This is a genomic window from Duganella hordei, from assembly GCF_040369125.1.
Lineage (GTDB): Bacteria > Pseudomonadota > Gammaproteobacteria > Burkholderiales > Burkholderiaceae_D > Rugamonas > Rugamonas hordei.
Map to the genome: position 1 here is coordinate 235,742 of NZ_BPWI01000009.1, position 23,887 is coordinate 259,628.

The window sequence follows — 23,887 nt, forward strand, 5'->3', positions numbered from 1 at the left end:
GAAAAGAAAATGCCGGACGCGTGCGTCCGGCATCGGTTGCGGCTGACAGTATATTACGCAGCCTTGGCTTTGCGGCGACGTGCGGCGAAACCAACCAGGCCCAGACCCAGGCCCAGCATGCCCCAGGTCTGCGGCTCAGGTACGGCGGCGGTCATCGACACGCCATCCAGCAGCGAGAACGGCGGCACGCCGGCAGGTGTGCCCACGGCCAGGAAGCTCAGCAGTTCGCTGGTGCCGGTCGCGGTGAAGGTGAAGGTTTCTTTCTGCCAGCCGGTGAAGCCGTGGTTGACGTTGTTCTTCACGGCGGTCGACTGGGTTTCGCCGCCCAGCGAGACTTTCCACTGTTCGGTGGTGGCGCCGTTGAAACCGGACTGCTGGGCGCCGGCCCAGTAGAAGGTCAGGTTGTACTGCTGGCCGGCCACCAGGCCATTGACCGTCTGCGACAGAGGTGAGACTTCAAACGCGCCATCGGAGGCGACGAAATTGCCGCCGACCGGGCTGGCCTGCAGGCCATTGGCCGAACCATTGTTCGGGCCCCACAATTGCAGGTTGCCGTAGCTGCCGGGCGTGCCGCCGTGATCGACGTTAGAGCCGCTGAACAGGAAGTTGTAGCCGGCCGTGGTCCAGCCTTGCAGTTGATGGCCGCCCCAGTTGATCTGGCCGTAGTCGCCGGATTCGAAATTGCCGTTGACGATCAGCTCGGTGGATGCGCTGGCAACGCCGCTGCACAGGGCAGCGGCGGCGGTAACGGCCAGCAGTAAGGATTTCAAACGCATAGATGGCTCCAGATAAAGTTCACTAGTAATAAAAGCAATAACTTGCCTGAACGACATTATGCTCAAGAATAGTTTTTTTAGGAATATTTTTAATTTGTAAAGTAAGTTGCCACTAGTTTAAGTCTTATGCTAAAAATTGGAAGCGCTGCCACGGCGGCCTGAGCAAACCGCGCCCGTCAGATCGTCATGCGCCAGTTGCGCCGGTAGGCATACGCCATAGCGAGCCAGAACACGCCGGTGAAGGCCGCCGCGAAGGCCACGGACGCCACCCAGGGACCGAAAAGCGGTGCCAGCGGGCGACTGAAAACATGGGCATACAGCGGCGCCATGACCCCGCTGCCTTCAATCACGCAAGTCGCGATCCACGATCCGGCGTAGGCGGCGATGGCGTTCACGCCCATCGCGCGGCCCAGCGCCGGCCAGCCGCGCACATCGATCAACTGGTGCGCCAGCGCAATGGCCAACATGCCGAAGCCGCCGGTCCACAGCGCGAACGAGGAGGTCCACAACTGCTTGTTCAACGGCAGTGCCAGCGACCACAGGCCGCCGAGCAGCATCGCCGCCGCGCCGGCCAGCGCCAGGTTGCGGGTCTGTCCCTTGCGCAGCCAGTCGCCGGCGCGCAGGCCGAGGATCACCGTGGCCAGCGACGGCAGCGTGCCCAGGATGCCCTCGGGATCGTGGCCGATGCCGGTGGCGGCGTCGTACTGGTAGGCCAGGTGGCCCAGCAAGGCGCTGTCGATGCGGTCCGCCAGGTTCAGGCCGGGCTCCAGCGATCCGCCGGCGGTCAGCAGCGCCCAGTAGCCGAGCAGGATGGCCGCGCATATCGCCCACTGTGCGCGGGCGCTGCGCACATGGATCGTCAGCAGCGCCGCCGCGGCGAAGCAGATGCCCGTCCTTTGCAGCACGCCGAACAGGCGGAAGCCCCGTCCATTCAGCAGCAGCATCGCCACCACGTGCAGCGCAAGGCCCAGCAGCACGATGCGCACGGCGCGCAGCAGCACGGCGCGCGTCAACGGCGCCGTGGCCGCTCCTGCATCCAGGCGAGGGCTGAGCGCCAGGTTGATGGACACGCCCACGATCAACAGGAAGACGGGGAATATGAAGTCGGGCGGCGTGCAGCCGTGCCATTCGGCGTGTTCCAGCCAGGGGTAGACGTGCGACCAGTCGCCGGCGTCGTTCACCAGCAGCATGGCGGCCACCGTCAGGCCGCGCACTGCGTCGATAGAATTGATGCGCATAGATTTTTAAGTTTATAGCTGCAGTTTGATATGCATGCGGTTGAGAACTGCTGCCAGCGCCATGACGATAACGGCATAGGCGGCGGCCCAGAGCAGGCCGGGCAAGCCTGCGCCCAGCACGGAGGGAAACGACAGATGCAGATACTGCATCAGCGCGTAGACGATGTAGGGAATGATGTAGGTCAGCAGCGGATTGGCGGCGGCCGGGCGCACCAGCGCGGTCCAGCGCTGCCGCCGCTGGACGTCCACCAGCCAGTACAGCGCCGCAAACAGCAGCACGCAGATGGCGGAACTGTACAAGGCCCAGCTGGGCGTGGCGTCGATCTTGGAGACGTGGAAGGCAGGGCGCAGCAAGAAGGCGATGACAGCCAGCACGGCGGCCAGCGCCGCCGCCATGCCGAATGCCCGGCCGGCCCGCCCGCCATCGCCGAAGAAGATCAGCGCCGTCAGCAGCCCGCACAAGGCGATCGACGTGTGCACCGCGTTCTCGGCCTGGGCGCCAAACCACGACGGTGCCGCCACGGTGCGGGCCAGGCAGTAATACGCCGCACAGCCCAGCACCAGCAGGGCCACCGCCACCAGACTGCCGCGCGTCAGCCGGAATGCCACGCTGGCGTACAGGTAGGCCCAGCCGATGAGTCCCAATATGCCCCACCACTGCGGCGCCAGCCGCAGGCTGCCGTCCGGGCCTCCCCGGAAAGCCAGCGCCAGCGCGACCAGGCCGGCCGCGCCGAGCAGGCGCAAACCGATTGCCAGCGCCTTGTTTTCGAACCGGTACACCGCCCATACCAGGATCGCACAGACGTAGAACAGCAGCGACCACACATGGATGGACATGCCCATCGCCGCCTCGTTGTAGCCTTCCTCGGCATTGACCATGAAGACACCCAGCACCAGCAGGCCGGCGGCGCGCGACAGCATGTGGCGCCACTGCCGCCACGTGGAGTCGCCCGCCGCCACCCGCTGCGCCGCAGCGAACGGGATCGACATGCCGACGATGAACAGGAACGCCGGGAACACGACGTCGGGGAAGGTCATGCCGTCCACGCCGGCCGGGGCGTGATCCATCCAGGCCGGCACGCCGCGCACGCCTGCCAGCGCGTTCACGAAGATCATGACCAGTATGGTGATGCCCCGGAAGGCATCGATCGCCAGCACCCGTTGTGGTTTAGAGTTTGCCACGCAAGCCCAGATAGTATTGACGGTCGTTCGAATACGATGCGATAGGCTGGTCCTTGTTCATGCCGTAGTAGCGCAGCACGGCGTTGTTCAGGTTCAGCGCATCGAAGGTGACCGACAGGTTCTCGTTGATCTTGTAGCTGACCGACGCCGCCAGGTTGCCGGTGCCCGCCATCACCTGCGGGAAGCTGTTGTACAAGCCGCCGGAGAAGCTGGAACGGTAGGTGTAGGCCAGGCGCGCGCTCAGCTTGTCGTCCTCGTAGTAAGTCTCGGCATTGTAGGTGTTTTTGGAATTGCCCACCACCGCCAGTCCGTCGTCCGCCTTGCCGTCGGTGTAGGTGTAGTTCAGCACTACGCCGACGCCGCCGAACAGGTCCTGCTGGTAGGCCAGCTCCGCGCCCTTGTTCTTGGCGCCGATGTTGGTCGGCGACGAGATCGTGTAGCTGTCGAAGCGCTTGAACGAGTTGTTGAAGTAGGTGAGGTTGGCCGTGCCGTAGGTGACGTAGGACGACATGTCCATGTAGAACAGGCCGGCCGACAGCAGGGACTTCGGCGAGAAGTACCACTCCAGCGCCGCGTCGTAGTTGGTCGAGCGGACCGGCTTCAGGTTCGGGTTGCCGCTGCTGCCGGTCAGGTTGGTGTCGTTCAGCGTGACGGCGCCCACCATCGCGCTGTAGTCGGCGCGGGCCATGGTCTTGGCCACGGCGAAGCGGCCCACCAGCGTCGGCGAAAGGTCGACCTTGACGTTCGCGCTAGGCAGCACGTCGTTGTAGCCGCGCTGGTTCAGGGTCGGCGTGTAGACGCCGTTGACGTTGTTCTGGCCGATCGGATTGTCGCCGCCCGGGATGTTGGTGATCGTCGCCTGGTTGGTGTGCACGTAGCGCAGGCCGACGTTGCCGCGCCAGCCGTCGCCGGCCAGGTTGACCATGCCGTAGACGGCGCTGGTCTTCTCCTTGACATCCATCTCGCCGGCCCAGTTCTCGGTATTCGGGCCGCCGGCCAGGTCGTACCTGGTGGCCCAGGCCGCGATGTTGGCGGGGCTGATCTGCCACACGTTGCGCAGGAAGCCGCTGCTGCCGGAAATGCCGTTGCCGAAGTTGGACGGATACGTCGCGCCATCCCACACCGGCAGCGGCGCCGATGTGGTGCCGTCGCACACGGCGCAGCTGCGGTTCTCGGGCTGGCTGACGTTGCGGTGGTGCTCGGCGTAGCGCACGCCGAACTTGGCCGACTCCATGACGCCCTTGTCCAGTTTCAGTTCGCCGTCAAGCTGGCCGTATTTTTCCGTATCCAGCGTGACCACGTGCGAGCCCCAGGCGGAGGCGGTCACGTAGTTGGTGAACTTGGAAGTGTCTGCGCCAGGGAAGGATATCGTCGCCGGCGACATGCCGTTCAGCGTGTAGCTGGAGCCGGCGCCGGTCAGGCCTGCCTCGTAGCCGATATCGGCCGGGGTCTTGCCGGTGCCGCGCGTGTAGCCCGCGCTGCCGGTGATGCGCAAGTCCTGGTTGACCTTGTAGGCGCCATCGAGATCGATGTAGGCCGAGGAGGACGAGGAGCCGGGACGATAGATCTGGTCGCCGAAGGCCGAGTACAGCGACGAATTGTACGGCTTCGTGGCGCTGACCGCCGGGTACTGCGAGGCCGGTATCGTGGCCGACACCAGCGTGCCGCTCCTGACCGTGTAGGCCGACGGCACCACGCCGACGGAGGCGCCGGTGTCCGGATCGGTGGCGTTCAGGTTGCCGGCGATGTTGTTGTAGAAGCTGCGGTTGTAGTTGGCCGCGTCCAGCTGCGAGCTGAAGCCGTTGATGTCGAAGCTGAAGTCTCTGCTCGGCTTGAACTGCAGGTCGATGGCGCCGCCGGTGCGCTTGCGGGTCTGTTCGAACAGCGAGGCGCTGATGCCGGCCGGCGCCAGGACTCCCGCCAGTTCGGGGTGCGCCTTGGCGGCGTTGCTCTCGGCGTCGATCGGCGCATAGCCGTAGAACTCCTGGCCGTCGCGGCGCTCGTGGCGTTTTTCCGAGAACAGCTGCAGCAGCACGCCGAAGGTCTTGGCGTCGTTCTTCCAGCCGATCAGCGCATTCAGTTGCGGGTCGGTCTTGCCCGGCAGGTCGGCGCGGATCGCCTGGACCGAGGCTTCCAGCGTCAGCTGCTTCTTGAAATCGAGCGGCTTGCGGGTTTCGATATTGACCGAGCCGGCGACGCCGCCTTCGACCATGTCGGCCTGCTGGCTTTTCTGCACCGTGACGGCGCTGACGATTTCCGACGGCAGCAGCGCGTAGCTGACGCTGCGCCCGACGGCGCCCGCCTGGTCCAGCACGAACCAGTCGCCGGTGCCGATGGTGTGGCCGTTGACCAGCGTCTGCGTCAGGCTGGAGCTGGTGCCGCGGATGCTGACGCGGTCGTTCTCGGCGAAGCCGCCTTCGCCGCCGGCGGAGGAGGAGATGTTCACGCCTGGCACGCGCTGGATGGCGTCGGCCACGTTCTTGTCCGGCATCTTGCCGATGTCCTCGGCCGATACCACTTCGGACAGCGTGTCGCTGTTGCGCTTGCGCGTGAGCGCCTGCTGCAGGGAGGCGCGGATGCCGGTCACCACAACCTGTTCCATCGGCTGGCCGTCGGCCGCGGCCTGCTGCGCCAGCGCCGGCGACGATGCGCACGTCACCATCGACGCCAGCATCAATGCCACAGCCGACGCGATAGGCGTCGGCACCGTTTTCATCCCTGCTTTGCTGTCCATCTACTCTCCCTTGTATTGATTGGATTTATTCGAACTACTGTTGCCGGATTCTCCACAGTCTTCCTTAAGCAAATCCAAAAGAAACCTTAACGTTTGCCTAAGGCTGTGGCGCGCAGGCGATTGACACATCGGCAAGAAGATGCGTAGATACGGACTTCACGCAGTGGAGCAAAGAGTCATGAAGATATGCCTGGTCGAGGACGACCTGGAGTTGGGCAAGGCGCTGCAATCGGCCTTGCAGGACGCGGGACAGGAAGTGGTATGGGTGCGCCGCGCCGGCGACGCCCGTCGTTGGGTCGAGACCGAGCCGTTCGACGCGGTGCTGTTGGACCTCGGCCTGCCCGACGGGAACGGCATCGACGTGCTGCGCGACCTGCGCGCCGCCGGCCACACGCTGCCCATCCTCGTCATCACTGCGCGCGACAGCCTGGAGGACCGCCTCAACGGCCTCGATCGTGGCGCCGACGATTACCTGGTCAAGCCTTTCGTCGTCACCGAATTGCTGGCGCGGCTGCGCGCGGTGCTGCGGCGGGCCACCGGCTGGAGCGAATCGGGCGAGCCGGTATGGAAGGTCAAGGACCTGGTGTTGGACGACAAGCGCATGCTGCTGACGCGCGCGGGAACCAATGTGGTCTTGTCGAAAACCGAATTCGCCTTGCTGCATGCGCTGATGCGCTACCCGGACCGGGTGCTGACCCGGCGCGAGCTGGAGTCGCGCGCGTTGCCGCACAGCGAAGGCGCGGCGCTGGACGTGCACATGTCGCACCTGCGCCAGAAGATCGGCGAAGGCTATATCCGCACCGTGCGCGGCGTCGGCTACGTGGTCGACAAATGAACAGCCGATGAAAAACCGCTCGCTGTTCCGCCGCCTGCTGCTGGGCTTCATCTCGGTGATGCTGCTGGTGTGGCTGGCCAATCTGGCGCTGGACGTCTACGAAACCCGCACCGCCAAGCGGCGCGACATGCAGCGCGAACTGCGTGCCAGCGCCTTGCGCATCCTGGTCGTGATGCAGACCATCGGCGAGCGGCCGCCGGAACAGATCCAGCCGGTGGTGCGCAAGATGGAAGGGCTGCACTACGCGCTCTACAAGGAACTGGGCTGGTACATTCCGGCGCTGCAGACCCAGGTCTGGAAGCGCGGCCAGTTGGTTTATGCATCGCCGGACCCGGGCCTGCCGCCGACCGACGCCGCCGCCGGTCCGTACGGCCAGCCGCTGCGGGAAGGCTGGGTCGTCTCGGTGGAGGACGATCCCGCGACCGGCGTCACCGTGCGCATGGCAACAGAGGTGATTGGCGAGTGGATGCTGCAGGTGTCGAGCATCGGCTACTACTTCGCGCCCCTGCTGTTCAGCATTCCCTTCCTGTTGCTGCCGGCGTGGTTCATCATCCGCGTCGGCCTGCGTCCCCTGAAGTCCATCGTCGGCGAGATCGAGGAGCGTTCGGCGACGGACCTGTCGCCGCTGGCGGCGTCGCCGTACCAGGAGCTGTCGCCGCTGGTCGGCTCCGTCAACAAGTTGATGGAGCGGCTGACCGAGCGCCTGGAGCGTGAACAGGAATTCCTGGTCGACGCCGCGCACGAGCTGAAAACACCGCTGTCCATCATTCAGATCAACGCCGATACACTGACCACTACACGGACAGTACAGCGCGTGGAACAGGCGGGGGAGGGCCTGCGCGCAGGCGTGCAGCGCGCCACCCATACAGTGCATCAACTGTTGGCGCTGGCCCGTTCCGGCGGCGACCGCGATCACACCAGCCTGACGCCGCGCGACCTGGTGGAACTGGTGGCCGACCGCCTGGCGCTGGCCGGGCAGATCGCCGCCACGCGCGGCATCGAGATCGAACTGCAGGCGCCCGAGCGCTGCCCGCTGCCCATGCATCTGGAAAGCATGGCCTCGCTGATCGACAACCTGGTCAGCAACGCGGTCAAGTATTCGCCGCTCGGCGGGCGGGTGTCGATCTCCATCGCGGAGCTGGACGGCCGGGTTGCGCTGTCCGTGGCCGACCAGGGGCCGGGCATCCCGGCCGACATGCTGCGCAAGGTGTTTGAACGCTTCTTCCGCCTGCCGGACCAGGACCAGGCGGGCAGCGGCCTGGGCCTGGCCATCGCCGAACGAGCCGCCGCGCGCAACCAGGGCACCATCCGGCTGGACAACCGCGACGACGGCCCCGGCCTGAGGGTACTGGTGGTTTTTGGTACCGGTATCACCTGACGCCCATTCCGCACAATCCCTCTTTCGAGGGTCGTTTTCGTTGCCAATTGGTAGTAAATTTTTAAGTGGATTAACTTATCGACATTTCGTATAGTCAATATCTATTGAATTTATTTAATTAATAAATTTCACGAACATTTGCCGTATGGAATATGATTGCGTTCACCACGTAAGAATTAAGGAAACAGCATGGAATCCTCAAAGAATGAAATCAGCGTTGCGACGCGTCTCACGGTCGGCTTTGGCATTTTGCTTGCCATGATGCTGGTGCTGACGGTGCTGAGCATCTACAAAGTCAACGCCATCGACGCCAGCCTGCAGCACATCAGCGACGTCAACAACGTCAAGCAGCGCTACGCCATCAACTTCCGGGGCAGTGTGCACGACCGCGCCATCGCATTGCGCGACGTGACGCTGGTGGCCGACGGCGACATCGGCGGCGTCACCGGCCTGATCGACAAGCTGGACGCCGACTATCAGAAATCCGCACAGCCGCTGGACAGCCTGTTCTCCGCCTCCGGCGCCAAGATCGGCAGCGAAGAACGCGATTGGCTGGCCAAGATCAAGCAAAGCGAAAGCCGCACCACGCCGATGATCAAGAAGATTATCGACACCCGCCGCGCCGGTGACATCGAAGGCGCCCGCCAGATGATGCTGGCGCAGGCCAAGCCGGCGTTTGTCGAATGGCTGGCCGCCATCAACGGCTTCATCGATCAGCAGGAAAAGATGACGGAAGCCGAATCGGAACTGGCGCGCAAGGCCGCGCACAACTTCCAGTCGTTGATGCTGGCGCTGCTGGCCGCGGCCGTGGCCCTCGGCGCGGTGGTGGCATGGCGCGTGACCCAATATCTGCTGCGCGCCCTGGGTGCCGAGCCGGCCGAAGTGAAGGCGCTGGCCAACGCCGTCGATCGCGGCGAGCTGTATCACAATGTCGACCTGCGCGATGGCGACAGGGACAGCATCATGGCCGTGCTGGTAAAAATGAGCAGCAACCTGCGCACCACCGTCACCGAAGTACATGAAAGCGCCAACGCCGTCAGCGACATCAGCGGCCAGATCTCCGAGCGCAACCAGCACCTGTCCGGCCGCACCGAAGACCAGGCCAGCTCGCTGGAAGAAACCGCGTCGGCGATGGAGCAGCTGACCGCCACCGTCAAGCAGAACGCCGATAGCGCCCAGCAAGCCAACACGCTGGCGCAGTGCGCTTCCGACATCGCCAGCAAGGGCGGGCAGATCGTCGAGGAAGTCGTGGTCACGATGAACTCCATCGACGACTCGTCGCGCAAGATCGTCGACATCATCAGCGTCATCGACGGCATCGCCTTCCAGACCAACATCCTCGCGCTGAACGCCGCGGTGGAAGCGGCGCGCGCCGGTGAGCAGGGCCGCGGCTTTGCCGTGGTGGCTTCCGAAGTGCGCAACCTGGCGCAGCGCAGCTCGACGGCGGCGCGCGAAGTCAAGGCGCTGATCGACGAATCGGTCAGCCAGATCCATGCAGGCACCCAGCTGGTGGAGCACGCCGGTACGACCATGCGCGACATCGTCGACAGCGTCAAGAAAGTGAGTGGCATGGTCGAGGCGATCACCACCGCCAGCAACGAGCAGCGCCAGGGCATCGAGGAAGTCAACCGCGCCATTTCGCTGATGGACCAGGTCACGCAGCAGAATGCGGCGCTGGTGGAGCAGGCGGCTGGCGCGGTGCAGACGCTGCAGGACCAGGCCGGGCACCTGAACCACGCGGTCGGCGTGTTCAAGACCGAGCCGGCATCGCACCATGCTGCGCCTGCGCGCGGCAAACAGGCCGCCGGCACGCGCCAGCGCGCCATGCTGCCGGCACCGGCGGGTGTGTGATGATGCAGGAGATTATGCTGAAGAATTCCGAGCCGGAGCGCATCGCGGCGCTGCACCAGCTGGGTATCCTGAACACCAACACCAGCGAATATTTTGATGCCGTCACGCGCCTGGTGGCCGAGATGTTCGGCATGTCCGGCGCGTACATCTCGCTGATCGACAGCGACCGGCAGTGGATCAAATCGACGGTAGGCTTTTGTCCGCCGCCCAGCGCCAACCAGCGCGACCAGACCTTTTGCGATCACACGATCCGCCAGGGCAGGGTGCTGATGATCGAGGACACGCTGCTCGATCCGCGTTTCGCCAACAATCCCCTGGTCATCGGTTCGACCGGCGTACGTTTCTACGCCGGCGCGCCGCTGGTGACGCCGGAAGGCTACGCCATCGGTGCCCTGTGCGTCATCGACACCAAGCCGCGCACCTTGAGCGAGGCCGATCGCGACCGCATGACCGGGATGGCGGCGCTGGTGATGTCGCACATCATGCTGGGCCGCGCGGTAGGCCATGTAGACTCGGTCAGCGGCATGCCGAACAAATACCAGATGGCCGACGACCTCGACGCGCTCGGCAAACGTCACGCCGGCCAGCAGCGGGTGCTGGTGGCGATCGACATGCCGGATTCCGCCCGCGCTTTCGAAATCGTCCGCGTGCTTGGCGTCGCCGTCTACGACCAGTTGATACGTGCCGTCGGCGACAGATTGAAGCTGCTGTTCGAGAACCGGGCGCACCTCTATCATCTGACCGACGCGCGCTTCGCCATCCTCTCCAACGACGAGGACACGCAGGGCTTCATCGACTATCTGCAGGGACTGGAAGCGCAATTGCAGGCGCCGCTGCTCAACCTGAATATTCCGCTGAACCTGCCCAGCTTCGGCGGCATCGTCGCCTTCGAACTGTGCCCGACCGCCGCCAAGGATGCGCCACGCAAGGCCGCGGCGGCCGTCAACCAGGCCTTGATCAAGCAGCAGCGATGGAGTGTATACAACAACGCGGAAGACGAACGGCAGCAGCGCGCCTTCCGTCTGCTGAACGACGTGCGGGCCGGTATCGAGGCCGACCAGTTCCAGCTGGTGTACCAGCCCAAGCACGATCTAGCGAACGGCGCCTGCCTGTCGGCGGAAGCGCTGCTGCGCTGGAATCACGACGAACTGGGACCGATATCGCCGGCTGAATTCATCCCGCTGGTCGAGAAGACCGCGCTGATCGGTCCCCTGACGCACTGGGTGATACGCACGGCGATCAAACAGGTATCGGAGTGGCACGCGGACGGCAACCATATCAAGGTCGCCATCAATCTGTCGGCCTACAACTTCGAGGAGCCGGACATCGTGCAGCGGCTGTCGGATGTCTGCCGCGAATTCAACGTCGATCCGCGCTACGTGGAGATCGAATGCACCGAAGGCATCTGGATGGAAGGCAGCGGCATCCTGAAAACGCTGCACGACATCCGCGCGCTCGGCATGAGCCTGGCGCTGGACGATTTCGGTACCGGCTACAGCAATTTCGCCTACCTGCAAAAAGTGCCGGCCACGGTGGTCAAGGTCGACCAGTCGCTGATCCGTAACGTCCACGCCAACCCGCGCGACCAGCGCATCGTGCGCTCGCTGATCTCGCTGGCCAGGGAGCTGGATTACCAGGTGGTGGCGGAGGGCGTGGAGACCGAGCAGTCGCTGGGCCTGATCCGGGAGTGGGGCTGCCATATCGCGCAGGGCTACCACTTTGCCAAGCCGTTGGCGGCGCAGGCCTTTCTGGCGCACGTGATCCGGTACCGCGACAGCCACAAGGTCGCCGCCTGACTGGAGGCCGCCGTCAAGCGGCCTTTTTTCTTTTGTCATCTTTGCCATATAATCGGGCAATGACAAAACTGAACCGACTTCACGCCCTGATCCTGATCGCGCCGCTGCTGCTGGCCGGTTGCCAATCCGCGGCCCAGCGCATCGCCGACTGCAAGGTCGGCGACTGGACCGCCATCGGCCACAAGGATGGCCTGGCAGGCGATCCGCCGGACTACGTCGAGCGCAAGGACTTCTGCGACGATCACGCCGACGACAAGAAGCCTGCCGCCACCGGCTCGGAGGCCCAATACATCAACGGCTGGGCTCAGGGCAACTGGGACCTGTGGTCGGTGCTGGGCCAGAAGGATGGCGCGGCGGGCATGCAGCCGTCGCATTACGATGTCCACGTGGTCGGCGACGAGGTACGCAAGCATAGGACGCCGCTCAACCGTCCGGCCTACGACGCGGGCTGGGCGCTAGGGAATTCGGAATACTGGAAAACGCTGGGCCGGCGCGACGGCACGGACGGCAAGCCGCTGTCGCAACGGGAGGCCGCGCGCGCCATGGCCGCCGCCATGCAACTGCGCTACGACGATGCCGCGTATGGCGACGGCTGGCAGATTGGCAACCGCACCTTCTGGCAGGACGCGGGCTATACCGACGCCCGCAACGGCACGCCGGACAGCGAGTTCCGCGACCGCGCCTCCGCCGCCCGCAACGCCGGCGTGCAGGTGCAGGAAGAAGCCTACCGCGCCGCGTGGAACGCGGAGATCATCAACTACTGGCGCAATCTCGGCACGCAGGATGCGGTCAGCGGCAAGGACTTCACCGCGCGCGGCAAGGAAGCCCGCGTCAAGGGCCTGAAGATCTACGAAACCGAATATCGCCTGGCGTGGGAGGCGCGCCTGACGGACTACTGGCGCCAGGCCGGCGAGGACGACGGCTACGGCAAGCCCTTCATGCTGGAGGATCGCATCGCAAACGCCGGCCGCAACGGCGTGTTCGTCATTCCCGCCACGCGCAGCGTGTACACGGCGGCCTGGGAAGAACAGAACGCCAGGTACTGTGTGCCGGACAACGCCTTCGAACGCGGCCGCGCCAACAGCGGCATGGCGGTGGATGTCTGCCGCGCCGAGCTGCGCAACCAGTTGAAGCACGCCTATGTCAGCGGCCAGGACTACGAGGTGGCCGCCGTCAAATACCGCCAGGCCGTCAGCGACGTGAACGAACTGTCGGGCCGCGTACGCGACAGCCGCAACCGGCTGGGACGCCTGGAGCGCGAGATTCGCGCCAATCTGGAGGCGAAGGACCGCGTCGTAAGCGACGACACGAAAAGGCAGGACGCCCGTCGCGAGCAGGAGCGCCGTGAGCTGTCCGACTATATCCAGCGCCTGGAGCGCCAGCTGGACGACGCCCGCCGCTGGGCGGAGCGTCACGACCTGCAAATGCAGCGCCTGCGCCGTGAGATTTACTGATTGAAAGCCTATGGTTGGGCACGCCGGTCATACTTCCGCGCTTGATTCACATCAAGGAATGTCGATGTTTTGAGCCATATCATTGAGATAAGCCGATGACCGGAGGCAATCTCATGAAATATTGCAAATTTGTAGCGCTAGCGATGCTGCTGCTTGGCTTGAGCGGCTGCGGCTATAACGCGATGCAGGCGCAGGACGAACAGATCAAGGCCGGCTGGTCGGAAGTGGTGAATCAATACCAGCGGCGCGCGGATCTGATTCCCAACCTGGTGAACACCGTCAAAGGCTACGCGTCGCACGAGGCCACCGTGCTGACCGAGGTGACGCAGGCACGGGCGCGTGTGGGGACGATCCAGGCCACGCCGGAATTGCTCAACGATCCGCAGGCATTCGAGAAATTCCAGCGTGCGCAGGGCGAGCTTTCCGGTGCGCTGTCCCGCTTGCTGGCGGTATCGGAGAACTACCCGCAGCTCAAGGCCGATGCCAACTTTCGCGATTTGCAGGCGCAACTGGAGGGCACTGAAAACCGCATCACCGTGGCGCGCAACCGGTACATCAAGGCAGTCCAGGACTACAACGTGACCGTGCGTTCCTTCCCCACCAATCTGACGGCGATGGCGTTTGGCTACACGGTCAAGCCCAACTTCAGCGTGGCGGACGAGCGCGCCATCGCGGTGCCGCCCAAGGTCGACTTTTCGCCTGCCACGCGTCCGCCGCCAAATCCCGCGCCGGGAGGCGGCCAGTGAGAGCGCTTAGTCTTGCAAGAGTCCTGTTGCTTGTCTGCCTGCTGGGCTGGGCGGTCGCCGCTGGTGCGCAGGTCGCTGTGCCGCCGTTGTCGGCGCGGGTGACCGACACGACCGGCACGCTGACCTCGGACCAGAAGGCGTCGCTGGAACAGGTGCTGCAGGACTTCGAAGCGAAGAAGGGCAGCCAGATCGGCGTGCTGATGCTTGCCTCCACCACCCCGGAAACCATCGAGCAGTATTCCTTGCGCGTGGCCGAGCAATGGAAGCTGGGCCGCAAGAAAGTGGATGACGGCGCGTTGCTGATCGTCGCCAAGGACGACCGTACCATGCGGATCGAGGTCGGCTATGGCCTCGAGGGTGTGCTCAACGATGCGGTGTGCAAGCGCATCATCAGTGAAGTCATCACGCCGAAATTCAAGCAGGGCGACTTTTATGGCGGCATTCGCGACGGCATCGACGGCATGCTGCGCGTCGTTGAGGGTGAGCCGTTGCCTGCGCCGGCCCGACCGGCAGCGGATGGCGGCGTGGGATCATACCTGCCTGTGCTGCTGGTCCTGGCGCTGGTCGTGGGCGGCATCCTGCGCGCGTTGCTGGGCAGGCTGCCTGGCGCGATCATGACAGGCGGGTTGGTGGCCTTCCTTGCTTGGCTGTTTGCGGGAGCGTTGTCCGCCGCCGTGATTGCTGGCGTGCTGGCTTTGTTCTTCACCTTGGTGGGTGGACGCGCGCTCGGCATGGCCGGACGGCATTATGGCGGCGGCTTCGGTGGCGGCTTTGGCGGTGGATCGGGCGGCTTTCACGGCGGAGGCGGAAGCTTCGGCGGTGGCGGCGCCTCGGGACGGTGGTGAACATGAAGATCAACATGAAGCGCATCTTGCGGCATGCAGTGTTGACGCATTGGCAGGTGGAGCGCGCGTTCCCTCCAAGCGCATTGGCCGCCATTGAACAGGAGATCAAGACCAGCGAAGCGGCACACCTGGGCGAAATCCGTTTTGCCGTGGAAGGAGGCCTGCCGGCTTCGCTGCTGTACCGCGATCAATCCGCGAGGGAGCGCGCGATCGATATGTTTTCGCTGCTGCGGATATGGGATACCGATGAGCGCAACGGCGTGTTGATCTACCTGCTGCTGGCCGATCATTCGGTGGAAATCGTGGCCGATCGGGGCGTGCACGCGAAGACCGGCGCGCCCGAATGGGAGCGAATCTGCCGCGGCATGGAAACCGCGTTTCGCGGCGGACGCTACGAACAGGGCGTCATCGACGGCATCCAGGCGATCACCCGGTTGTTGACGACGTATTTCCCATCCCACGGCGCCCGCCGCAACGAGCTGCCCGACAAGGTCGTGCTGCTGTAGATTAGAAATCGACCGAGCCTGATATCACGATCGTGCGCGGTGCGCCCAGTACCAGGTAGCCGGAGCCGGGGTAGCCGCCGGCCGAGGCCCAGTAGTTTTTATCGGCGACGTTGTCGATGCGCGCGCGGAAGGTCACGTTGCGTTCGGCGATGCGGGTGGCGTAGCTGGCACCGATGTCCAGGCGGTTCCACGACGGCAGCTGCTGCTTGTTGGTGCCGTCCGCGTACTGCGACGACGTGTACAGGGCGCGGGCATTCAGGTCCAGGCCGCGAACGCCCGGCACATCCCATTCGGCGCCGATGTTCAGCTGCGTATCCGGCACGCCGATCACGTCCTTGCCCTGGTTGACCGCACCGGCCGTCACGCGCTGGGTTGCATCGAGCAGCGTCAGGCCGCCCAGCACGCGCAGGCCGTGCAGCGGAACGCCGAACACCGTCAGCTCCAGGCCTTGGTTGCGCTGCTCGCCGAACACGCCGAAGTGATTGTTCTGCACATAGGCCGACGGCTGGTTGGTGGTGAACAGCGCCGCGCTGGCGCCCAGCGTGCCGCCATCGTACTTGACGCCGACTTCCTTCTGCTTCGACGTGAACGGCGCGAATGCTTCTCCGATGTTGTCGATGTTCTGGCCGGAAGCGACGGCGCCTTGCTGCAGGCCTTCGATATAGTTTGCGTACAGCGAAACGTTCTTCGATGGTTTGTAGACGATGCCGGCCACCGGCGTCACCTTGCTTTCATTGTAGTGCGACAGCGTGGCGGTGTTGTTGTAGTCATAGCTGTCGGTGTTGATGGTCTGGTTGCGTGCACCGATCGTCACCAGCAGCTTGTCGTCCAGCAGCGACAGCGTATCGGCCACGGCGTAGCTGGACAGGATGGTCTTGCTGGTCAGCTTGGGATCGCTCAACACGCCGCCGGCGAAGAAGTCGGCAGCCGGCGCTGCCACGTCGACCGGTGCGTAGATGCTGGTCGCAAAGCCGCTGAAATTACTGAAGGCATAGGCGTTGCGCGATTCCTGCCAGTAGCTGGATGCGGTCGCGCTCAGGTTGTGGCCGACGGCGCCGGTGCTCAGCCTGGCGCGCACGCCGACCTCGCCGGTGCGCACGCTGTCGTGGCGCTCGTTGTCGAAGCGGTACATGCTGGCGCTGCCGTCGGCCTTGGCGACGGTGGGCGCGGCCAGGATGTTGGACTCGTCGCCGCTGCGTGCGCCGAACGCGGCCCACGCGACCACGTCCCTGGCCAGGTCGGCCTCGCCGCGCAGGGTGCCGAAGGTGTCGCGCTCGTTCGAGTGCGTCCATTTCTGCGACCAGTTGCTGCTGGCGTCAGGCGCGGCGGGCAGGGCGATGCCGGTGTTGACGGTCACGCTGGGACGCGCGCCTTTCAGCTTGTGGTCCTGGTAGCCGACGTCGGCGGACAGGCGGAAATCGCGTGCTTCGAAGTCGACGCCGACCGATGCCATGGTCAGTTCGCGGTGTTCGCGGTCGACGCCGGTGTCGCCGTCGCGGCGGGCGGCGTTGACGCGGACGCCGGTGTTGCCGTCTGCGCCAAAGCGGCGGCCGATGTCAACCGCCGCATAGCCCTGGCCGCCGGCTTCGACGCCCAGCGTCAGCTGGGTCAGCGGGTTGTTGCTGGCGCGCTTGGGCAGCAGGTTGATCGAGCCGCCCACGCCGCCACCGCCCGGCGCCGCGCCGTTCAGGAAGGAGTTCGCGCCGCGGAAGACTTCCACGCGCTCCAGCAGTTCCGACGCCACGAATTGGCGCGGCAGCAGGCCGTACAAGCCGTTGTAGGCCAGGTCGTCCGAATTGACCGGGAAGCCGCGGATCACATACAGCTCCTGGTAGTTGCCGAAGCCGCGCGCCACGCGCACCGACGGATCGTTCTGCAGCACGTCGGCGACGCTGCGGGCTTGCTGGTCCTGGATCAGCGCTTGCGTGAAGTTCAGCGTGTTGAAAGGCGTGTCCATCATGTCGACATTGCCGAGCAGCCCGAGGCGGCCGCCGCGCGCGACCTGGCCGCCGGCGTAGTCCTTGGACAGGCCATCGGCCGATGCATCGGCCGAAGCGCTGATGACGACGGTCTGAATGGATGCGGCGGATGCGGATTGAGCCTGCGCCGCGGCATGCATCAGCAGGGCGGCGGCAAGGGCGAACGGGGACAGTTTCAGAGCGGACGTGGGCATATTTATTCTTCATTTAAATGCGATTGATTCTCATTATATCGGCGGCGGGCGATTTTCGCCACTAAATGAGAGTGATTTGCATTATCATTGCGGAATGAACACCAATACCGTACGCCGCTGGGCATGGATACACAAATGGAGCAGCCTGGTTTGCACCGTTTTCATGCTGCTGCTGTGCCTGACCGGCCTGCCGCTGATCTACCACCACGAAATCGACCATCTGCTGGGCAACGGCGTGCAGGCACCCGAGATGGCGCCCGACGCGCCAAAGGCGGACCTCGACACCATCATCGCCGCCGGCAAGGCCATGTATCCCGGCAAGATCATGATGTACATCTCGCAGGAAGCGGACGAGCCGAACATCTGGAACCTGACCCTGGGCGACCATCCCACCGACGAGGGCTACAAGTCCATCGCGGTCGACGCACGCACCGCCAGGGTGCTGGCGCAGCCCAGTCTTGAGGGGAGCTTCATCGGCGTGATGTTCCACCTGCACGTGGATTTGTACGCCGGCTTGTGGGGCAAGCTGTTCCTCGGCTTGATGGGATTGCTGCTGGTGGTCGCGATCGTCACCGGCGTGGTGTTGTATGCGCCGTTCATGCGCAAGCTGGATTTCGGCGAGGTGCGGCGCGAGCGCGGCCCGCGCCTGAAGTGGCTGGACCTGCACAACCTGCTGGGCGTTGTCACGCTGACCTGGGCGCTGGTGGTCGGCGCCACCGGCATGATCAATACCTGGGCCGACCTGCTGCTGAAGTACTGGCAGTTCACCGAGATGGCCGAGATGATCGCGCCGTACAAAGGCCAGCCGCCGCCGGCGAAGCTGGGCTCGATGCAGAAGTCCCTGGTCAACGCGCGCGCGGCCGAACCGGGCATGAAGATAGGCTTCGTCGCCTTCCCCGGCACGCCGTTCGCCAGTCCGCATCACTACGGCGTCTTCATGCGCGGCGACGAGGCGCTGACTTCGCGCCTGTACAAGCCGGTGCTGATCGACGCACAAACCACCCAGGTCACCGACCGCCGCGCGCTGCCGTGGTATCTGACCGCCATGCTGATCTCGCAGCCGCTGCACTTCGGCGACTACGGTGGCGGATGGATGCAGTTCCTGTGGGCGATGCTGGACATCGCCACCATCATCGTGCTGGGCAGCGGCCTGTATCTGTGGTTGAAGAGAAAGGGAGGCGGGCGATGAACGGCGCCTTCATGCGGCTGTGGGGCGCGCCGATTGTGCTGGCTGTCCTCACCATCATCGGCCTGATTTCGGCGCTGGTCGGCGACGGCGTGTGGGACTACCTGTCCGCCGTCGCCCTGGGCATACCGGTGCTGGCGGGCGCCTGGTACGGCCTCAGAACCCGCCGCTCGAAGTGACGAAGGCGGCGAGCGCGCTGACCATGACGTAGTAGCCGTCGGGATCGCTGAGTGCGAATTCCCGGGTACCCGTGGCGGGGTTGACGTGAGGTTCTTCTTCCAGTGTTGGGGCCAGCGTGCTTGCGCGCAGCAGGGCTTCATCGAAGTCATCCACGCGGAAGAACAGCCGCAGCCGAACAGCGACTGGTACCACCTGAAGCTCAGCGCGACATTGGTTTCATAATTTCCTCGCTTTCGCTTGACCTTCCCGCAATAGGAAGGTGTATTCTTGCATACTTGCCGTGGTCGGAGTGACTGCGGTACCATGCTGACCACTATGCGCACACTCGTTCGGTTCCTGTTGTGGATGTTGATCGCCGCCTTGCCTTTGCAGGCCGTGGCGGCGGCCGTCATGCCCATCGCCGCGCTGACGATGCCGGCGCCGGTGGCGGCGCAGCCGGCGGCGCATGCCGGCCATTGCGCGTCAGCCGAGGCCGGCAAGAGCAAGGCAAGCGCCGTCGAGCATGGCAAATGCAATCACTGCGCCGGCTGCTGCGCCGGTGCGTCGGCGCCGCCGGGCGTGCCGGCAGTCACCTTGCCGGCCGTATATTCCGGCAGCGGTATCAGCGCCGGAGAACCGGCCATGACCGCCTACATTCCCGCTACGCTCGAGCGTCCTCCCCGCATGTCCTGAGCTTGCCGTAGCCACGGGTTAGCCCGTTTGTTCGACATTTTCCAGGAATCAACATGACTCATTTTCGACTACCGCTGCTGGCGGCCGGCGCCTTGCTGCTTGGCGGCTGTGCCAGCTTGTCCGCCGACGGCGGCATGAACGACGTTTCACGCCTGACGGCCGAGCGCATCGGGCAGCCCGCCGCCCTCGCCAGGGATGGCGCCAACAACGATCAACAAGTCCAACTCCTGCTGGCCCAGCCGCTGACGGCCGACAGCGCCGTGCGCATCGCGCTGATGAACAGCCCGGCATTGAAAGCCTCGTTTGCCGAACTGGGCGCGTCGGAGGCCGACCTGGTGCAGGCGGGCCGCCTGCGCAATCCCAGCCTGAGCTTCGGCCGCATACGCGGCGGCGGCGAAACCGAAATCGACCGCGGCATCATGTTCGACATTGCCGGTCTGCTGACGCTGCCGGCACGCTCGCGCATCGAGGCCGGCCGCTTCGAGCAGGCCAAGCTGCAGGCCGCCGCGCAAGCGGTGCAACTGGCCGGCGACACCCGCCGCGCCTGGTTCACGGCGGTGGCGGCCGCGCAATCGGCGGCGTTTGCCGAGCAGGTGCAGGCAGCCGCCGAAGCATCGTCCGAGCTGGCGGCCCAGATGGCCAAGGCTGGCAACTGGAGCAAGCTCGATCAGGCCCGGGAACGCGCCTTCCATCAGGAGGCGGTGACGCAGCTGGCGCGCACGCGCCATGAAGCGCTGGCCTCGCGCGAACAGCTGGTCCGCCTGCTGGGCCTGTCCAGCGAGCAGCAGAGCTTCACGCTGCCGGATCGCTTGCCGGATTTGCCGCCGCAGCCGCAGGAAATGAATAACGCGGAAGCCCAGGCCTTGGCGCAGCGCCTCGATGTGCTGGCCGCGCGGCGCGACACGGAGGCCACCGCCGACGCCCTCGGCCTGACCAAGGCCACCGGCTTCATCAACGTGTTCGACGCCGGCTACGCCAACAAGAGCACCAGCGGCAAGCCGCGCGAGAACGGCTATCAGGTCTCGCTGGAACTGCCGCTGTTCGATTGGGGCGGCGCCAAGGTCGCCCGCGCCCAGGCGCAGTACATGCAGGCCGTGTACCGCACCGCCGACACGGCATTGCGCGCCCGCTCCGACGTGCGGGTGGCGTATTCCGCCTACCGCACCACCTACGACATCGCGCGCCACTACCGGGATGAAGTGGTGCCGCTGCGCAAGCAGATATCGGACGAGGTTCTGCTGCGCTACAACGGCATGCTGGCCAGCGTGTTCGAACTGCTGACCGATGCGCGCGAGCAGCTCGCCAGCGTCAACACCGCCATCGACACCCAGCGCGATTTCTGGATCGCCGAAACGCAACTGCAAGGTGCCATCAACGGCGGCGGCAACAACGACACAAGGAACGCACAATGATTTCACGCAGAGATTTCTTTAAGGGCGCAGGCGCCGTGGCCGTCAGCGCTGCGGCCGTCAGCAAGGCCGGCGCGGCCACCTTGCCGGAGGCGGTGACGATGAACAACGCCGACACCCATGTGCCGCCGCTGCCGCCGAACGGCCGTCCGTTCAATCCGGTGGTCACGCTCAACGGCTGGTCGCTGCCGTGGCGGATGAATAACGGCGTCAAGGAATTCCACCTGATCGCCGAACCGGTGGTGCGCGAGATGGGGCCGGGCATGAAGGCCAATCTGTGGGGCTACAACGGCCAGTCGCCGGGACCGACGATCGAGGTGGTGGAGGGCGACCGCGTGCGCATCTTCGTCACCAACAAGCTGCCCGAGCATACCAGCGTCCACTGGCACGGCCAGCGCTTGCCGAACGGCATGGACGGCGTGACCGGCCTGACCCAGCCGGGCATCGCGCCGGGCAAGACCTTTGTCTACGAGTTCGTCGCCAGGCGGCCAGGCACCTTCATGTACCACCCGCACGCCGACGAAATGACGCAGATGGCGATGGGCATGATGGGCTTCTGGGTCACGCATCCGAAGGACCACACGCAGCACGCGGTGGACCGGGACTTCGTGTTCCTGCTCAATGCCTACGATATCGATCCGGGCAGCTACACGCCCAAGACCAACACCATGCTGGACTTTAACCTGTGGACCTTCAACAGCCGCGTGTTCCCCGGCATCGCCTCGATGCCGGTGCGGCAGGGCGACAAGGTGCGCATCCGTGTCGGCAACCTGACGATGACGAACCATCCGATCCACCTGCACGGCCACGAGTTCGTGGTGACCGGCACCGACGGCGGCTGGATTCCGCCGGCAGCGCGCTGGCCCGAGGTGACCACCGACGTCGCGGTCGGCCAGATGCGCGCGATCGAGTTCGTCGCCAGCGAGCCGGGCGACTGGTCGTTCCACTGCCACAAGTCGCACCACACGATGAACGCGATGGGCCACAACGTGCCGAACATGATAGGCGTGGACCACAGCGGCATTGCCGAGAAGATCAACAAGATCGTCCCGTCCTACATGACCATGGGCGACAAGGGCGGTTCGATGGGCGGCATGGAAATGCCGCTGCCGGAAAACACCCTGCCGATGATGATGGGCGAGGGACCGTTCGGCGGCGTCGAGATGGGCGGCATGTTCACGGTGGTCAAGGTGCGCGAGGACCAGAAGCGGGGCGACTACACCGATCCGGGCTGGTACAAGCATCCGCCCGGCACGGTGGCCCGTGAATGGACTGGCGCGCTGCCCGAACCGGCGCGCAACTACAGCGCGGGCGGGCAGTCGATGCCGGCCGTGAACCAGCCGGATGTCGAAATGACCGTGCGTAAGCCGACCGGACATAGCGGCCACTGATGTGTGTGCCCGGGAATGCCGGCATGGATGTCGCGTCGCATGCGCAAGGTCAAAGCCTCTGTCGAGGAAAGGTCAGAAAATTGTCAGTGGACCTTTGCCTGGGGAGGCAACATGAAGCGGTTGGTGCATGGTATGCCGGTGCAAGTACGTTCTCTCGAAGAGATATTGGCAACGCTCGACGGGAAGGGTAAATGCGATGGCATCCTGTTCATGCCGGAGATGGTCCGTTTCTGCGGCGCCGTGCTGAATGTGCATCGGCGCGCGGACAAAACCTGTGTGGAGGGCTACGGCATGCGCCGCTTGGGCAAAGCCGTCTTCCTGGAGGCGTCCCGTTGCGGCGGCGAGTTTCACGACGGGTGCGAACGGCGTTGCCTGCTTTTCTGGCACGAACGGTGGCTGGTACCCGCTCCCGGGGCCAAGCCGGCAGCCGCCCATGCTCCGCCCGCCGTCCCGGCCCAACGTTTCGTCACCCGTGACGGCGAGCGCTATATTTGCCAATCCACCGAGCTGCTCGCGGCCACCAAACCCTTGTCGCGCTGGGCAGTCGCTGCCTTCGCCCGCGACGTGTGGACCGGTGAGGTCCGGCTGAGGGACTTCCTGACTCTGGTGTGGCTAACGCTGCGGCGACGCTTGTCGGATGGGGAGGAGCCCAACGCCATCCTGGGCGAGAACGCCCATCCCACCAGGGGCGACCTCGCCCTGGCGGCCGGCGACATCGTACGCGTCAAGTCCGCTCCGGAGATCGCCCGGCAACTCGATCCCCAGGGTAAGAACAAGGGCCTGGGCTTCGTGCCGACCATGCTGCCTGCCATCGGCAAACAGTACGAAGTGGCCTTCCCGATCCGGAAAATGATACTGGAAAAGACCGGCAAGATGATCCCCCTCGCAAATACCGTGGTCCTCAAAGGCATCCAGTGCGGCGGTCCGTGCGTGGCAAATTGTCCTCGCTCGAGCGATCTTTATTGGCGCGAGTCCTGGCTGGAGAGGCCGGTCGATAAGCGCGCGGGCAGGCGGCCTGATGGCCCCCGCCCCGAACTATGATAGGCTTGAAATAATTATCCGAATAGTGCCTTCTCATCAATGAAAACTTCCCGTTTCTCGCGCTTTCTGACGGCCATCGTCGCGATGCTCAGCATGCTGTATATGCAGTTTGCTGTGGCATCGTACGTGTGTCCGGGAATGCCGGCGGGAAGCAATGGTAGTGCGGCATCGGCGCAGGCCGTCATGGCCGACATGCCAAACTGCCAAGGCATGGATGCTGCGCGGCCGGCGCTTTGCCACCTGTACGCGCATGGCGAGCCGTCCAAACAGTCGCTCGATAAAACACCAACGCCCGACGTGCCGCCGTTCGTGCCGGCCGCGCTCGTGCTGGATTTGCAGTTTTTCGCTGCCGCCTTGATTCCTGAAGCAAAGCCCTATCCGCCGGTCGCGCTGACGCGAAGCACGGCGCCGCCCGTCGCCATCCGCAACTGCTGTTTCCGCATTTAAAACTCCAGACCGCCTAGTTCGTCATCGCGTCGCCGGGACCGGCGAGC

21 protein-coding genes are annotated in these 23,887 nt (G+C 64.7%); 15 read left to right on the forward strand and 6 right to left on the reverse strand.

Going from position 1 to position 23,887, the window contains the following annotated elements; translation table 11 throughout:
- Positions 1–53: 53 nt before the first annotated feature.
- The 4 genes from ABWW33_RS21245 to ABWW33_RS21260 form a co-directional block, all read right to left on the reverse strand.
- Positions 54–776 (reverse strand): PEP-CTERM sorting domain-containing protein, encoded by a 723-nt coding sequence (locus ABWW33_RS21245; RefSeq protein ID WP_353403624.1) that lies wholly within the window; start codon positions 774–776, stop codon positions 54–56.
- Between the two features lie 176 nt (positions 777–952).
- Positions 953–2,014: an acyltransferase family protein gene (locus ABWW33_RS21250; RefSeq protein WP_353403625.1), complete on the reverse strand. Its 1,062-nt coding sequence runs from the start codon at positions 2,012–2,014 to the stop codon at positions 953–955.
- Between the two features lie 12 nt (positions 2,015–2,026).
- On the reverse strand, positions 2,027–3,196 hold the full coding sequence (locus tag ABWW33_RS21255; RefSeq protein ID WP_353403626.1) for a DUF5009 domain-containing protein: 1,170 nt from the start codon (positions 3,194–3,196) through the stop codon (positions 2,027–2,029).
- Positions 3,183–5,930, reverse strand: coding sequence for a TonB-dependent receptor (locus ABWW33_RS21260; RefSeq protein WP_353403628.1), 2,748 nt, complete (start codon positions 5,928–5,930; stop codon positions 3,183–3,185). The genes ABWW33_RS21255 and ABWW33_RS21260 overlap by 14 nt, the downstream gene beginning before the upstream one ends.
- A gap of 178 nt (positions 5,931–6,108) precedes the next feature.
- On the opposite strand from ABWW33_RS21260, the gene ABWW33_RS21265 reads away from it, so the two are divergent.
- From ABWW33_RS21265 to ABWW33_RS21300, 8 genes are all read left to right on the forward strand, one after another.
- Positions 6,109–6,765, forward strand: coding sequence for a response regulator transcription factor (locus ABWW33_RS21265; protein WP_176650670.1), 657 nt, complete (start codon positions 6,109–6,111; stop codon positions 6,763–6,765).
- Between the two features lie 7 nt (positions 6,766–6,772).
- Entirely contained in the window at positions 6,773–8,143 is a 1,371-nt protein-coding gene (locus tag ABWW33_RS21270; RefSeq protein WP_353403629.1) for a sensor histidine kinase, read from the forward strand.
- A 189-nt stretch (positions 8,144–8,332) separates the two neighbouring features.
- Positions 8,333–9,994, forward strand: a complete 1,662-nt coding sequence (locus tag ABWW33_RS21275; RefSeq protein ID WP_353403630.1) for a methyl-accepting chemotaxis protein — start codon at positions 8,333–8,335, stop codon at positions 9,992–9,994.
- Positions 9,995–10,008: 14 nt separating this feature from the next.
- Positions 10,009–11,790, forward strand: a complete 1,782-nt coding sequence (locus tag ABWW33_RS21280) for a sensor domain-containing phosphodiesterase (protein ID WP_353403631.1) — start codon at positions 10,009–10,011, stop codon at positions 11,788–11,790.
- A gap of 59 nt (positions 11,791–11,849) precedes the next feature.
- Positions 11,850–13,244: a DUF2799 domain-containing protein gene (locus ABWW33_RS21285; protein ID WP_353403632.1), complete on the forward strand. Its 1,395-nt coding sequence runs from the start codon at positions 11,850–11,852 to the stop codon at positions 13,242–13,244.
- 113 nt (positions 13,245–13,357) lie between these two features.
- Complete coding sequence (locus tag ABWW33_RS21290) at positions 13,358–13,990, forward strand: LemA family protein (protein WP_353403633.1); 633 nt, start codon at positions 13,358–13,360, stop codon at positions 13,988–13,990.
- Complete coding sequence (locus ABWW33_RS21295; RefSeq protein ID WP_444551009.1) at positions 13,987–14,835, forward strand: TPM domain-containing protein; 849 nt, start codon at positions 13,987–13,989, stop codon at positions 14,833–14,835. Before ABWW33_RS21290 ends, ABWW33_RS21295 begins: the two co-directional genes overlap by 4 nt.
- An 8-nt stretch (positions 14,836–14,843) precedes the next feature.
- On the forward strand, positions 14,844–15,341 hold the full coding sequence (locus ABWW33_RS21300) for a TPM domain-containing protein (protein WP_353403685.1): 498 nt from the start codon (positions 14,844–14,846) through the stop codon (positions 15,339–15,341).
- Position 15,342: 1 nt separating this feature from the next.
- Here ABWW33_RS21300 and ABWW33_RS21305 read toward each other — a convergent pair whose 3' ends face one another.
- The gene (locus tag ABWW33_RS21305) at positions 15,343–17,514 is read right to left on the reverse strand and encodes a TonB-dependent receptor (RefSeq protein WP_353403635.1); all 2,172 of its coding nucleotides are present in this window, start codon (positions 17,512–17,514) and stop codon (positions 15,343–15,345) included.
- Between the two features lie 94 nt (positions 17,515–17,608).
- Between ABWW33_RS21305 and ABWW33_RS21310 the strand changes: the two genes are divergently transcribed.
- Both ABWW33_RS21310 and ABWW33_RS21315 read left to right on the forward strand, forming a co-directional pair.
- The gene (locus ABWW33_RS21310; protein ID WP_353403636.1) at positions 17,609–18,703 is read left to right on the forward strand and encodes a PepSY-associated TM helix domain-containing protein; all 1,095 of its coding nucleotides are present in this window, start codon (positions 17,609–17,611) and stop codon (positions 18,701–18,703) included.
- Complete coding sequence (locus ABWW33_RS21315; RefSeq protein WP_353403638.1) at positions 18,700–18,879, forward strand: hypothetical protein; 180 nt, start codon at positions 18,700–18,702, stop codon at positions 18,877–18,879. Before ABWW33_RS21310 ends, ABWW33_RS21315 begins: the two co-directional genes overlap by 4 nt.
- Here the strand turns inward: ABWW33_RS21315 and ABWW33_RS21320 are convergent.
- Positions 18,857–19,072 carry a VOC family protein gene (locus tag ABWW33_RS21320; protein WP_353403639.1) on the reverse strand — a complete coding sequence of 72 codons (216 nt, stop codon included), beginning with the start codon at positions 19,070–19,072 and terminating at the stop codon, positions 18,857–18,859. The two genes, ABWW33_RS21315 and ABWW33_RS21320, sit on opposite strands and share 23 nt — an antisense overlap.
- Before the next feature lie 111 nt (positions 19,073–19,183).
- On the opposite strand from ABWW33_RS21320, the gene ABWW33_RS21325 reads away from it, so the two are divergent.
- Genes ABWW33_RS21325 through ABWW33_RS21345 form a run of 5 tightly spaced genes read left to right on the forward strand, consistent with a single transcriptional unit; the run spans position 19,184 to position 23,840 of the window.
- A complete protein-coding gene (locus ABWW33_RS21325) occupies positions 19,184–19,552 on the forward strand; it encodes a hypothetical protein (RefSeq protein ID WP_353403640.1) in 369 nt (122 codons plus the stop codon).
- A gap of 53 nt (positions 19,553–19,605) precedes the next feature.
- Positions 19,606–20,964 carry a TolC family protein gene (locus ABWW33_RS21330; RefSeq protein ID WP_353403641.1) on the forward strand — a complete coding sequence of 453 codons (1,359 nt, stop codon included), beginning with the start codon at positions 19,606–19,608 and terminating at the stop codon, positions 20,962–20,964.
- On the forward strand, positions 20,961–22,352 hold the full coding sequence (locus tag ABWW33_RS21335) for a multicopper oxidase family protein (RefSeq protein WP_353403642.1): 1,392 nt from the start codon (positions 20,961–20,963) through the stop codon (positions 22,350–22,352). The genes ABWW33_RS21330 and ABWW33_RS21335 overlap by 4 nt, the downstream gene beginning before the upstream one ends.
- 39 nt (positions 22,353–22,391) lie before the next feature.
- The gene (locus tag ABWW33_RS21340) at positions 22,392–23,393 is read left to right on the forward strand and encodes a hypothetical protein (protein ID WP_353403644.1); all 1,002 of its coding nucleotides are present in this window, start codon (positions 22,392–22,394) and stop codon (positions 23,391–23,393) included.
- Between the two features lie 39 nt (positions 23,394–23,432).
- On the forward strand, positions 23,433–23,840 hold the full coding sequence (locus ABWW33_RS21345) for a hypothetical protein (RefSeq protein ID WP_353403645.1): 408 nt from the start codon (positions 23,433–23,435) through the stop codon (positions 23,838–23,840).
- The last annotated feature ends 47 nt before the right edge of the window (positions 23,841–23,887 follow it).